This window comes from Pontitalea aquivivens (assembly GCF_046507575.1).
GTDB classification, from domain to species: domain Bacteria; phylum Pseudomonadota; class Alphaproteobacteria; order Rhodobacterales; family Rhodobacteraceae; genus Pontitalea; species Pontitalea aquivivens.
Genome location: NZ_JBKFEY010000008.1, coordinates 1 through 13,678 on the forward strand (window position 1 = coordinate 1; position 13,678 = coordinate 13,678).

6 protein-coding genes, 1 pseudogene and 1 other annotated feature are annotated in these 13,678 nt (G+C 63.4%); of the genes and pseudogenes, 3 read left to right on the forward strand and 4 right to left on the reverse strand.

The genetic code is table 11. From position 1 onward, the window contains the following. Positions 1-6,942: pseudogene (locus tag ACK8OU_RS10760) on the forward strand (hypothetical protein); the annotation flags it as partial. A gap of 317 nt (positions 6,943-7,259) precedes the next feature. Here the strand turns inward: ACK8OU_RS10760 and ACK8OU_RS10765 are convergent. From ACK8OU_RS10765 to ACK8OU_RS10780, 4 genes are all read right to left on the reverse strand, one after another. Further along, positions 7,260-7,805, reverse strand: coding sequence for a flavin reductase family protein (locus ACK8OU_RS10765; RefSeq protein ID WP_410303419.1), 546 nt, complete (start codon positions 7,803-7,805; stop codon positions 7,260-7,262). Between the two features lie 147 nt (positions 7,806-7,952). Next, a complete protein-coding gene (locus tag ACK8OU_RS10770) occupies positions 7,953-8,816 on the reverse strand; it encodes a universal stress protein (protein ID WP_410303420.1) in 864 nt (287 codons plus the stop codon). 13 nt (positions 8,817-8,829) lie between these two features. Continuing rightward, positions 8,830-10,320: a SulP family inorganic anion transporter gene (locus tag ACK8OU_RS10775; RefSeq protein ID WP_410303422.1), complete on the reverse strand. Its 1,491-nt coding sequence runs from the start codon at positions 10,318-10,320 to the stop codon at positions 8,830-8,832. Positions 10,321-10,387: 67 nt separating this feature from the next. Continuing rightward, positions 10,388-10,445 (reverse strand) — a sequence feature (sul1 is cis-regulatory element that is thought to sense ions involved in sulfur or methionine metabolism; They are found in Alphaproteobacteria). 99 nt (positions 10,446-10,544) lie between these two features. Then, complete coding sequence (locus ACK8OU_RS10780) at positions 10,545-11,453, reverse strand: pirin family protein (protein WP_410303423.1); 909 nt, start codon at positions 11,451-11,453, stop codon at positions 10,545-10,547. A gap of 266 nt (positions 11,454-11,719) precedes the next feature. Here ACK8OU_RS10780 and ACK8OU_RS10785 point away from each other — a divergent pair, with 266 nt between their 5' ends. Beyond that, the gene (locus ACK8OU_RS10785; protein WP_410303424.1) at positions 11,720-12,694 is read left to right on the forward strand and encodes a glutathione S-transferase family protein; all 975 of its coding nucleotides are present in this window, start codon (positions 11,720-11,722) and stop codon (positions 12,692-12,694) included. A gap of 334 nt (positions 12,695-13,028) precedes the next feature. Further along, complete coding sequence (locus ACK8OU_RS10790; RefSeq protein ID WP_410303426.1) at positions 13,029-13,610, forward strand: DoxX family protein; 582 nt, start codon at positions 13,029-13,031, stop codon at positions 13,608-13,610. Positions 13,611-13,678 lie beyond the last annotated feature (68 nt).

Sequence of the window (13,678 nt, forward strand, 5' to 3'; positions counted from 1 at the left end):
CAATTGAAGGAGCAGAAAATGCAATATCGAGTGGTTGAAGTCGGCTATAAGGTTGTCAAGATTGGGCGCCATGTGGCCTCATGTTCACTGAGTGCCCTGTCGTGCGGCGGAATGGCCGCGCTTTCGGTGCCCGCGCTGAGCGGCATGATCGCTCTGGGGTCGGTGTCGGCCGTTGCGGCAGATCCGTCCGGTTTGCCTGACGAGATTGCATTGTCGGGTGGTCTTGCCGGCGACATCAACGGTGACCTGGGCACCGGCTATCTGATCTCGGGCGATGATCGCTTCGGCGGCAGCCCGACGATCACCATCGGCCAGGGCGATACGCAGTCGCTGGTCCACAACTTCAACACCACCGGCGGTGCGGGCTCGGGCGGTGGCGCGGGTCTGGGCGGTGCGTTCTTTGTCGACAAGGGCGCTACGCTGACCGTCATCAATACGGATTTCAAGAGCAACCGCGTTCAGGGCGGCACCGGCGGTTCTGAACCTGCTTTGCGCTTTTATGACAGCACGATGAACGTGACGGGGCAAAGCGTCGAACTGCCGTCCATGCTGATTTCCTCGACGCTTGAATATAGCTCGCTGTCCTACGATGCGGATGCCGGAACCTATGCGTTTGACCGCGTGAACGTGAACCCCGATGCGACGGGTATGCTGTATAAAAACTCGCAGGTCTATTTCAGCGGTTATGGGCAGTCCGCACGGCTTGATCGTGTGCTCAGCGGCTCGGGTGTTGTTGAGCTCGATGCGCCTGTGTCGATTGCGTCAGGCGATGTTCTGCGCCTGACAGAGGCGTTTGACACCGTTGGCGGCAATGTTGCGATCTCGGGGACGACGATCAGCTTCAACTATGCGATGCATGATAGCAATCTTTCCGACCCTGACACAGGGATGGAGGTCGACGTCCCGACTGGTCTTTCCGATCTCTCGATCGGGTCCGTCGTCGTCGCAGGCATGTCCGACCGCACGGCGCTTCAAGGCGCGGTGGTGACGGGCATCGACTATTATACCGCGGCCGACGACCAGACTGCGGGGGCAAACGGTAACCTGCAGGGCAAGATCAAGTCGATCACGCTTGATAAGACGCTGTCTTCCCCCGGTGCTCTCAGCACTTTTGACGTGATCAAGGCGCCTTCATTTGATGCATCGCAATATTATATTACCACCGTTGACAACGAACAGGTGATCAACGTCACCAGTTCTCTGGGGACCTATCGCACAGGTATGAGCGTCAACTGGACCGATGCCGACGGTGTTGACCGGACATCGATCATCGCCAGTGTGTCGCAAGACGGTCGCTCGTTCGTTCTGGACACACCGTTGGGTGACCGCGTGACGGGCTTTGACGCCGTTGAAAGCCCGATGGTTGCCGGCAACCAGGTTCGTATCGAAGGGGCATCTTCGCTATTCTCGGTCGACCAGACGGTTTTCGTACCCGGTGAAGATGGTGCCGCCTTTACCGGCACCGTTACCGCGATTGACGGTGACGTCGTTACCATCGTACCGGCAAGCGGCAGCACTGGCCAACTGGCTGATTTTTATGACCCCGCGATCGGGCTTGCGATCAAGACGGCCACCACCACTGTGGCCGACGGCGGCAATGCCATCACGGTGCGGTTTGATACCTCGTCGATGTCTGCGGACAAGATCAGCGCCTTGCTGAACGGACGGCTTGTCGAAGGGGCATCGTTTGGCGAAGGCACCACGATTACGGGCGTTTCGGTCGGCAATGGCACTGTAACGCTCAGCTTGTCGGATGCCATCGACGCAGATGCCACGATTGAATACTTCAAGCTTTATTCGCCGCTCTCGACCGGGGGCAGCATGAACAACATCACGCTGCCAGGCGCACAGGATGATGATGCGAGTGGTGGTGATGGCTACTCGGCAAACTGGCTAAGCACCTTCTTTAACGAAGGCGAAGGTGTTGACGGCACGAACGGCGCCCCCGCAGGCGATGCGACTAACGGTGCCGGTTTCAACGGTGGCGATGGCGGCAACGGCAGCGATGGTCAGCCTGTCAACTTCTGGCTGATGTATGACCTGGCCTCTGCGGTCGCCGGAACGGTCACTGCGACCCAGGGCATCACTCTGGCCTCTCTCGATCTGACGGCGGCGCTTAACCCGGACCCGGTTGTCGGTGCGGCCGTGGGGCTTCCGGACCCGGCCGAAATTGCCAAGGCGTCGATGGGCGTCAGCCAGGCGAGTATCGACATGACGTTCGCAATTGCGGATCTCGCGCTGGCCACGGTTAACGTGGGTTACTGGGCCGCGCAACTTGGGCAGGGTCTGGCCGGCCTTGGCGGTGCGGGCGGCGACGGCGGTGACGCGAGCGGTGGCGCCGACTTCTTCGGTGGCGGCGAAGGCGGTGCCGGTGGTGACGGCGGCGATGGTGCGATTTCGATCAGCGACGGCGGCGACGGCGGCGAAGGCGGTCAGGGCGGCGCTGGCGGCTTTGGCGCTGGCGGTGGTCAGGGCGGCGCCGGTGGCGCGGCCGGTGCCAACGGATTTGCCGCGGACGGCAATCCGGGCGACGGCGGCTTTGCAGGCTTTGGTGCGGGCGAAGGTGCCAATGGCGACGGCCTTTTCGGGGGCGGCGGTGATGGTCTTGGCGGCGCGATCTTCGTGCGCGAAGGTGGCACGCTGCTGATCCAGGGCAATTCGCTGTTCGAACTCAATTACGTCGCAGGCGGCAGCACGACCAGCCAATTTGGTGAGGCAGGGTCGTCCGCAGGTTCGGACCTGTTCATGATGAAGGGGGCGAATGTGCGCCTGGAGCCGGGCCTTGGCAACGAGATCCGCTTTGAGGGGGATATCGCGGACGACAGTCTTGCGACCAATGATGGCTTCATGAATGCCGCCGGTGACGGCGCTGATCTGACGATTGCCGGCGATGGCGGCCTGGTGGTCTTCAACGGCGAGAACACCTATTCCGGCAACACCATCCTGCAAGGTGCAACGCTGACCGCGCTTATGGGCGAGGGCGTCCACGACGCGTCGCTGATGCGGTTCAACGGCGCGGGTATTTCCACCGTCGGCGGCAACGGTACGCTGGGGCTTGGCACGGTTGGTACCTTCCTGCTGCAAGAGGACTATGTGCGCCGCGCAGGCACCGACCCATCGGAAACCGCATGGACCGGATCGGGCGGCTTCGCCTCGGGGCTTGAGGATGGTGTGGTCGTCACGCTTGGTCAGCTTGACGCGGAAACCGGTCGCGGTCAGGCGCTCAAATGGGGCCATGATGGCTTCTTTGTTTCCAGCTCGACCACGGGTGCTGGCGTCAACGGCACACTGACCTTCGGCTCGGAGCAGTCGGTCGGTTCGGTCAAGTTTACCAACAACGTAAACCTGAACGGCTATGATGGCAGCGGCGAAGGCGCGATTGGTCGTGTGGCAGTTTACAACACCGGCGCCATGGACGCTTCGACGGCGACCCTTTCGGGCCAGTGGACCAACGGTGGCCTTTTGGTCGGCGATGCCAAAGCGGGCACGGCATATGATGGCAACCTGTTCATGACGGGAACCAACGCCCTGTCGCATCTGCATCTGGCCAGCGGTCGCTTGTCGACCTATGCGGGTCTGTCCGGCGCGGGCAAGCTGATGGCGTCGGGTTCGGATCTGGTCGTCTATGACAACAGCACGCTCGACACTTTTGGTGCCGAGACGGCGGGCACCGCGACGGTGCTTGGCGGCGGCGCCTGGAATGTCGCCGGTTCGGCCACGACCTCGGGTGCGGTGGTCAACAGAGGCACGATTACGCTTCTGGGGTCGCGCGTCTGGTCCTCGACACTGTTCGATCAGGATTTCAGCCTGACGCCCCTGCTCGAACAGAACGGGCTGGACTACACCGACGAAGATTTCGAGGCCTGGGACGGCACCCTGTCGGTGGGCGGCAACCTTATCAACACCGCAGATGCGGTTTTCGCGCAGCTGGGTTCTGTCCAGGTGGACGGCAGCGTGGCGAACGCGGGCCGCTGGGTCGGTGCGGGTGCGATCGGCGTTGGCGGGAACATGGTCAATACGGGCAGCGTCACGCACGATTCGGGCAGCGACGAGACGGTCACGGTCGCGGGCGATGTGGGCAACGCGGGCGGCTGGGTGCAGCGCGGTTCGATGCAGGTGGATGGGACCTTCGTCAATACCGACAGCTTCGCACTCGAAGGGTCGCTCGCTGTCGGTGAGGACCTGGTAAACGGTGTCGAGCGCGATGGTGAAGAGGTTGTCTCGGTTGGTATCTTCGAACAGGCCGGCGGTGTCGTTGTCGACGGCGGCATTGAAAACGACGGTTTCTGGCGCACGGCGGATGATGTCTCGATCGAGGCGCTGGATCTGACGGGTTCGGGGCTGTTCTGTCTGTCGGCAAGCCAGCAGGGCACAGCAGCCACCTGTGATGAGGGTGACGCACAGACGCTTGACATCACCCTGGCGCTAGACAGCACCTTTGACGGTGCTTTCGTCGGGGCGGGTAACCTGAACAAGAGCGGCGATGCCGTTCTGACCCTGTCGCAAGCGCAGGCGTTCGGGGGCACGCTGACGGTCAAGGAGGGCGGCATCGTTGCAGATTCGACGATGAGCGATGATCTCGACATCGTTCTGGACACTGGCGCAACCTATCTGGCCAATGTGACCGACACAGTGAATTCGGTCCACAACATGGGCACGTTCACCATCGCCGGCGATGCATCGTTCACCACCACGGGCGGCTTTTACAACGGCAGCCCGAACACCGTGTATATGAACGCGGATATCACAACCCTGACCGAAGACTTTGACAACTCGGGTCGTGTCGTCGTGAACGGTGAGCGTGTGCTTTCCGCTGGTGGCACGGATGAGAACGCAGCTGGTCTGACGGGCGACGAAAACGGCGACTTCGAGATCGGTACTGCTGATCAACTGACTGTCATCCAGAATGGCGACACCACCTATGCCGGGAAAATCTCGGATGTTTCGGGTGATGAGGAAGAGAGCGGCACCTTCATCAAGGCCGGCGCCGGAACCCTGACGCTGCAAGGCGATGTGACCGTGCTTGACATTGTCATCGCGGAAGGCGCGCTTGCACTTGACGGGGCCAATATCATCCACCAGTCCGCGGTGGTCGATGTGCGCGCCAATGCGGCGCTGGAACTGGTCGCGGGCGATCAGTCGATCGACCAGCTGTTGGGGGCGGGCTATGTGAACCTTGGTGGCAATGACCTCGACATCCGTTATGGCGGCGCGTTCTCGGGCACGATCAGCGGCAAAGGTACGGTCAACGTTCTGGAGGGCGATTTCAACGTCAGCGGAACGCTTACCAGCTCATCGGAAGATTCATCATTCGTCGTTCGCGACGGTGCAACGACGACGGTTGGCGCAAGCGGCTCGCTTGATGTGCAAACCCTTGAGGTTATCGGCGATCTTTATCTGGCTGGTCAGGGGACCTCGCATGTTTCGGCCAACACGGCCAGCGTATCGGGTACCCTCCGCGGTAACGGTCGGATCGACGCCTCGACAACCATCATCGCGGGCGGCCGCCTGTCGCCCGGTAACTCGCCGGGTATGCTGACCTTCTCGGATCTGACGCTCGACAGCGGATCGAACACGCTTCTTGAGATTGTGAATACCGGGGATTCTGCGGTTGCCGGTACCGACTATGACCGGATCAACATCTCTGAAGGCGGCATGCTGACCATCAACTCGGGTGCGACACTCGATATCGCGGATAGCGCGGGGGCCTCGCTGGGCCAGACCACGCATGTGATGGACTTCGACACCTTTGCGATCCAGGGCTATTTTGGCAGCGTGACCACCACGGCCCAGAACGGCGGGGTCCTTAACCTTGCCACGGGCAACGTTGTCAGCCTTGGCGCGCAAACGCTGGGCCAGCTTGAAGGTCTGGCCGGCAACGACAACCAGCGTGCGATGTATTCGGGTCTGATGGTGAACGATGCAGGCGGTGTCGCGCAGTTCTACGGCGGCCGTTTCGCCGAATACCTGACCCAGACCTGGGCGCAGAACGGTGACGTGGGTTCGGTGTTCGAAAAAGCCTCGCCCGAGGTCTATGCAGGTTTCTCTGGTGGGGCTCAATCCGCCGCGCTGAACGCCATGCCTGATTGGGTCAGCGGCTTTGTCGGCGGGGCGGGTACGCATGGTGCGTTTATCGACGTGTCGAACAGCCATTTTGCCGCGAATGACAACGCCGGTGCCAACATGCCGTTTGGTGTTTCTGCCACCGGGTCGCAGGTTGGCTTGCGCATGTCGGGCAGCGATCTCAGCGTGGTGCTCAGTCTTGGCACCGCCACAACCAGGCTTGAAGGGGATTACCTTCGTGCAGATGGCGACGGCATGAGCTGGGGCGCCACAGTGGTGGGGGCCTTGCCGGGCAGTGAAAACACGGTCTGGTTTGCCGGGTTCCAGCATGCCCAACTGACCTTCGACGGCACTCGCGTTTCAAACGGCGGTATGGTTGACTTCTCTGAAGTCGACAGCTCGGCCACGCAGTTCAACATCGGACTGGAATATAATCGTGCGGTCCGTAACGTTGATCTGGGGCTGCGTGCCAACCTCACTTTCGGCTCTTCGGACTCGGATGCGTTCTCCGAAATGGCGGCGAACGGGAATATGCTCGACGCCATGGCGGTAGAGAGCGTTAATGCCGACTATGCGCGCTTCGATCTGGGAATCAAACTCAGCACTGAGGTGCGCGAGGGGACCTCATTCTTTGGCACGCTGGATGTGTCTGTCCCGTTGAACGATCGCAACGTTGCGGTGGCGGCGTCCTATGACAATGGCCAGGGCGCCATTGGTGTCAACTCGGTGGGGCTCGACAAGACCAGCTTCGCGGCCAGCGTTGGTGTCAACCAGCACATCTCGGAAACCGGGATGCTGTCGGTCAGCGTAGGCGCCGAAAGCGCATGGGACGGCGGCACCGATATGAGGGCCAGCCTGTCGGCGCGGTTCGACTTCTGACGCCTGGCGGCGGCCACCGCCGATCGGCTACAGCGCGCCGCCCCGGAAATGGGGTGGCGCGTCTCATTCAAGGATTGCGTCACTTGGTGCGTCGCAGCGGTTAACAGCCCGTATCCTGGCGTCAGGGGGCGCTGATCCGCCGTATGTTGACCTTCGGCTTTTTCTGGCGGCGAGATCTGGGGGGCTGAAGGTCTGCACAACCCGCTTCGGCCCCGATGTCGTGGTTGATCCGCAAAACAAGGGCACGAGCCACTGTCTTGTCGATGTGACCATCAGGGGAGAGATCATGCCCGGCAACGGTCAATCGTCCTGCGCGGTCAGGTCAAGGCATCTGGCAGCTTGGCGCGCATCGCCGCGCGGCGGTCGAACCGCGCGCCATCGGCGGTGAAGGTGCCGTCGCCCACGGCATGTAGCAGCCGCCTGTCCGCCCGGGCGCTGTCGATATGGGCCGCGACCCCCTGAAGCAGCACCAGGTTCAGTCGTTCGATGATTTCGTCGACCCGGCATTCGATATTGGCCAGGCATTCCCCGATCAGCGGCGCCCCGACATGGCGGGCGGGCAGGGGGGTCAGGCCGAAGCGCGCGAATTTGTCGGTATCGGCGCCCGAACAGGTCCCGATGCCCACGACCGTGTCGATCATGTCTGCGGTCGGGATCGCCAGCACGCAATCGCGCCGGTCGCACAGTGCGGCCCACGAATGGTTCCACGGCCCCGTGGTCAGCGCGAATTCGGCGTCAAAGCCGCGCGCCATGGTCCAGGTGATGGTCATGATGTTGGGCCGTGTCCCGTCATGCGTCGTGACCAGAACCACCGGGCCGGGTTCGATCAGGGTAAAGGCGCGGGCAAGTGGCAGCGGGTCCATTGGCATCCTCCGGCGATCAGGGGGGCGGGCAGGGGGGCGGGGCGCATTGGGGGCGGGGTGTATTGGCCACCATGCTAACCCGAAGTGCCGCGCGATGCACGCATCCCCCCGGCCCTGGCCGAAGGCGGAGGTCAGGGGCCCGATCGCCTAGCGGATCAGCACGACCGGCACCTTGCAGGACCGGATCATTTCCGTTGTCGTCGATCCGATGATCAGGCTGCGGATGCGCGAATGGCCATAGGCGCCCATCACCAGCATGTCGAAGGGTGCGTCCTCGACCAGGCGCGCAAGGGCGGTGTCCGGCTGACCCGGCAGGACCGCGGTATCCGCCGCGATCCCCGCCGCGATCAGTGTCGCCCGGGCCTCGGCCAGCGCCTGCGTGATCTCGGCCGTTTCCGGGCCCACGCTTGCCACCTGCACCGAAAGTCCCTGAAACAGCGCGCTCTGCGCGATGTGATCGACCGCCTTGCGCGCCGGGGCGCCGCCGTCAAAAGCGACAAGCACCCGGGAAACGGGGCGGAACGCGCGTGCGGCAACGACCACGGGCTTGTGGCAGGCGCGCACCAGCCGTTCAAGGTTCGACCCCAGATGGCCGCGGGCGAAATCCGCCGCCTCGCCGCGCTTGCCGATCACGATGACGCGGGCATCGCGCTCTACCTCGGCCACGGTTTCGACGATGTCGCCGTGGCGCAGGCGGGTGGTGACCCCGGTCACGCCGGCCTGTTCCACAAGGGCACGGGCATCGTCCAGAATGGCCCGGCCCCGCTGGCTGATCAGCCTGGCGCGCTGGGCGTCAAGTTCGGCCAGTTCCTGCAGCAGCGCCGTGCGCGCGCCCAGGGCGATGGCGCCGGACCGATCCTGGGTTTCGGCCCGCCCGCTGCGGCCAAGGACGTGGATCAGTTCCACCGGCGCCCCGGTGCGGCCCGCGATCCAGGCCGCGTGTTCGCAAACGCTGGCGGAATAGATCGACCCGTCGACAAGCGCGATGATCTTTTGCGGTTGGTTGGTCATGGTCCCGTCCCCCTTAATGCGCCATCAGCTTGTCGATCACGCCGGGCTTGTCATGCACGGCCAGCCTGTCGACGATGGTTTCGGATGCGGCGTTCATGCCGACGATGTCCACCCCGGCCCCGTCCCGGCGGAATTTCAGCACCGCCATGTCCAGCGCCTGCACGCTGGAAATATCCCAGATATGCGCGCGGCTGACGTCGATCACCACGCGGTCCAGCGCCTCGCGGAAATCGAAGGCGGCCATGAAATCCTCGACCGAGCCATAGAACAGCTGGCCTTCGACCACATAGGTCCGTTCGCGCCCGTCGGCCGAGGCGGTCGAGGTCACCCTGAACAGCTGCGCGATCTTGGCGGCAAAGAAGATGCCCGACAGCAGCACCCCCACCAGCACGCCGATTGCCAGGTTGTGGGTCCAGACCACGGTCACCACGGTGGCCAGCATCACGATCGACGACGATCGCGGATGCGTCGCCAGGTTGCGGATCGAGGACCAGGAAAACGTGCCGATGCTGACCATGATCATGATCGCCACCAGCGCGGGCATCGGGATGCGCGCGACCCAATCGCCCAGAAAGACGACAAGTATCAGCAGCACCACCCCCGCGGTAAAGGCCGACAGCCGCCCCCGCCCGCCGGATTTCACGTTGATCATCGACTGCCCGATCATCGCGCATCCCGCCATGCCGCCGATGAACCCGGTCGCGGTATTGGCAATGCCCTGGCCGATGCATTCCTGGTTGCGGTCGGTTTTCGTGTCGGTCAGCTCATCCACCAGTTGCTGCGTCATCAGGCTTTCCAGCAGGCCCACCACCGCCACCGCCACCGAATAGGGCAGGATGATCGCCAGCGTTTCCAGCGTCAGCGGGATGTCGGGGATCAGGAAGACCGGCAGCGTATCGGGCAGCGCGCCCATGTCGCCTACGGTGCGCACATCCCAGCCAAAGGTCATGCTCAGCGCGGTCAGCACAAGGATGGTCACCAGCGGCGAGGGGATCGCCCTGGTCACCCGCGGAAACAGATAGATGATCGCCAGTCCCGCCGCGACCAGCGCATAGGTCAGCCAGGTCACCTTGCGCGGGTCCAGTTCCGGCAGCTGCGCCATGAAGATCAGGATGGCCAGCGCGTTGACAAACCCCGTCATCACCGATTTCGAGACATAGCGCATCACGAAGCCCAGCCGCAAAAGCCCCGCGCCGATCTGGATCAGCCCCGCCAGCACGGTGGCCGCCAGCAGGTATTGCAGCCCGTGGTCGCGCACCAGCGTCACCATCAGCACCGCCGTTGCGGCCGTCGCGGCCGAGATCATCCCCGGCCGCCCGCCGGCGAAGGCGGTCAGCACGGCGATGGAAAAGCTGGCGTAAAGCCCGACCTTGGGGTCAACGCCCGCGATGATGGAAAAGGCGATCGCCTCGGGGATCAGGGCAAGGGCCACGACAAGACCCGACAGCAGGTCGGCGCGGATATTGCCGAACCACTGGGCGCGATAGGCATCGATTGAAAACATGCAATTCTTCCCGAACGGCCCGAACGGAAATCTTTGGCGGGGCCGTCATCCAAACAGGGTTTGGTCTGGTTGTCCGGCGGATCGGCGGCCGGAAGAGCCAGCCGGGGATCGCACCCGGCTCCGTGTTCGCTGCGGCCGCAATAGTGTCATCCGCGCCTGATGCCAAGCCCCCCGGGCCTGTCCGGTGTCGATGCCGCGCCGGACGGGCGCGGGGGCGGGTCCGCTCAGCCGTGCTTGATGAAGGTTCCGTTCTGCAGTTCACGCATGGCCTGGCGCAGTTCGTCCTGGGTGTTCATCACGATCGGGCCATGCCAGGCCACGGGTTCCTGGATCGGGCGGCCCGTCATCAGCAAAAAGCGCAGCCCCTCATCCCCGGCCTGAACGGTGATTTCGTCGCCCGCACCGAACCGGATCAGCGTGCGGTTGCCGGTCATGTCGCGGATGTTCAGCTCTTGCCCGCGGAATTCCTTTTCCACCTTGATCCCCACCGGCGTGCTGGCATCGCGGAAGGTGCCCGATCCGGCAAAGACATAGGCCAGCGCATTGGCGCGCGTGTCCACCGGCAACACCTTGCGCCGTCCCGCCGGAACCGAGACATCCAGCAGCATCGGATTGGCCGCGATCCCGTCAACCGGGCCGGTCTTGCCCCAGAATGATCCGATGATGACCCTGACCACCGTGCCGTCATCGTCAATCTCAACAGGGATGTCGCTGGACGAGACATCCTGATAACGCGGGTTTGTCATCTTCAGCGCGCCGGGCAGGTTGGCCCACAGCTGAAAGCCATGCATCCGGCCCTGGCCGTCGCCCGAGGGCATTTCCTGATGCACGATGCCGGAACCGGCGGTCATCCATTGCACGCTGCCCGGGCCCAGAAGGCCGCGGTTGCCCAGCGAGTCGGCATGTTCCACCTGACCTTCCAGCACATAGGTGATCGTCTCGATCCCGCGATGGGGATGCCAGGGAAAGCCCCGCGAATACAGCCGCGGATCGTCGTTGCGGAAATCGTCCATCATCAGGAACGGATCGGTCAGCGACGGATCGCCGAAGCCGAAGACCCGGTGCAGGTGAACGCCCGCGCCCTCGATCGCGGGTTGGGCGCGGCTGGTGGCGGCGACTGGTCTGAAGGTCATGTGATGCTCCATACGGCTTTGGGATGAATGTGGGGCATCCGGGGCAACAATCAAAGCCATGCGTTTTCGCCAGGTGCTGTGCATCTGCGCACAGGATGCGGCGGGGCTGACAAAGCGATCCGGATCATTCCGGCGCGGGCGGGCCCGCCCGCCGCCGCTTGCGGCCTGATGCACGGGCCCTGTGCGCAGATCCGCGTTGCCAGGGGGCGACAAGCCCTTATGCTTGCACGGTCATGAAAAGCACGGGGCCATGAAGGGATGAGGTAATGGGCAAGCTGGTGAACGGCACATGGGACAGCGCCTGGTATGATACCGGCGCGACCGAGGGCCGGTTTGAACGCGACACCGCGCGCTTTCGCAACTGGATCACCGCGGACGGCAGCGCGGGGCCTTCGGGGATGGGCGGCTTTGCGGCCGAAAGCGGGCGCTATCACCTCTATGTCTCTTACGCTTGCCCCTGGGCGCATCGCACGCTGATCTTTCGCGCGATCAAGGGGCTTGTTCCGCATATCGACGTTTCGGTTGTGCATCCCGACATGCTGTCCGACGGCTGGACCTTTGACACCGGCTTTCCCGGCACGACCGGGGACCGGCTTTACGGGCAGGCTTACTTGCGCGACATCTATACCCGCGCGCAGCCCGATGCCACGGGGCGGGTGACGGTTCCGGTCCTGTGGGACCGGCAGCGCGAAACGATCGTCAGCAACGAATCCTCGGAAATCATCCGTATGTTCAACGCGGCTTTCGACGGCCTGACGGGCAACCGCGCCGATTACTGGCCCGCCGATCTGCGCGACGGGATCGAGGCGATGAACGCGCGCATCTATCCGGCGATCAACAATGGCGTCTACCGGGCGGGCTTTGCCACCACGCAGGCCGCCTATGACGAGGCCGTGCATGAGGTTTTTGCCGGGCTCGACTGGCTGGAAGGCCATCTGGCCGCCAACCGCTACCTGATGGGTGTGCGCCTGACCGAGGCCGACTGGCGGCTGTTCACCACCCTGATCCGGTTCGATCCGGTCTATCACCTGCATTTCAAGTGCAACCGCAAGCGGCTGATCGACTATCCGAACCTCTGGGCCTATACGCGCGAATTGTATCAGCTGCCCGGCGTGGCCGGGACGGTCAACCTGGACCATATCGTGCGCCATTACCATTACAGCCACGATACGATAAACCCCAACCGCATCATCCCGATCAACCCGGTGCTGGACTATATGCAGCCGCACGGACGGGCCTGATCGCGCGCCCCGCCGGCGCGGATGCAACACGCGAAGCGTGCGCACACGCAGATGTGCGGATGTGTCGTCAGCGCGGCAGCCGATCCGGGCCGGGTGCCCCGGCGCTTGCTTTTCGCCGCTGCCGGGCGCAGACTTTGGTTACCTGAAACCCCGTGTGGCCTGTATCCGTATCTGCCCGGTTGGTTGCCTGATGGCATTGCCAAGGGAATTCCGGGCCAAGGGAATTCGGGGCCACGGGAATTCGGGGTGTATGGATGTGCGATTGGCCCGGACCCCGGGCACCAGCGTTCCAGAATGCTTCCGCAAGGTCCATGGACAGGGAGGGTTCCACATCATGGCACAGGATTTCAGCACCCCGCGGGAGCGGATGTATCTGCCGTCGCTTGCCGGGTTCTATTCGGAATTTGCCCAGCCCTTCGGCTGGCTTGCCTTCCGCATTGTGATTGGCGGCTGGCTGGCGGTCGAGGGCTGGCACAAGATCCAGCACCCGATGGCCATGGCAGGCTTTGTCGAAAGCATCGGTTTCTGGCCGGGCTGGCTTTTTTCGCCCCTGGTCGCGGTCACGAATTTCCTTGGGGGGGTGTTGATCGTCCTGGGTTTTCTGACGCGGCCCGCGGCGTTGGCCAATGCGGTGATGTTGTTGGTGACCTATTGGTTTCATGTCACCCATCCCTATGGCGATGCGTTCCTGACCCCGGCGGGGGTCGCCTATCTTGCGGCGAACCCGGATCTGCTGACCCCGGCCGGTCAGGCGCGGTTGTTGTCCGATGGTGGCGCGGCCTTTCTGGCGGGCCCGACCGGGGTGCAGCTGAAGGCGGAATTCGCCTCGTTGTTCGCCACGGTATCGGCCGCCGTGATCGCGGCGCTGGGGGGCGGTCGGATCGCGGTCGATCGCATGATGCGCAAGGAATTCTGAGCGCGCCCGACCCGCCGGGACAACCGCGATTGACGTGGCCCGGCCTTGCGGACAAGCTGGCGGCAAAG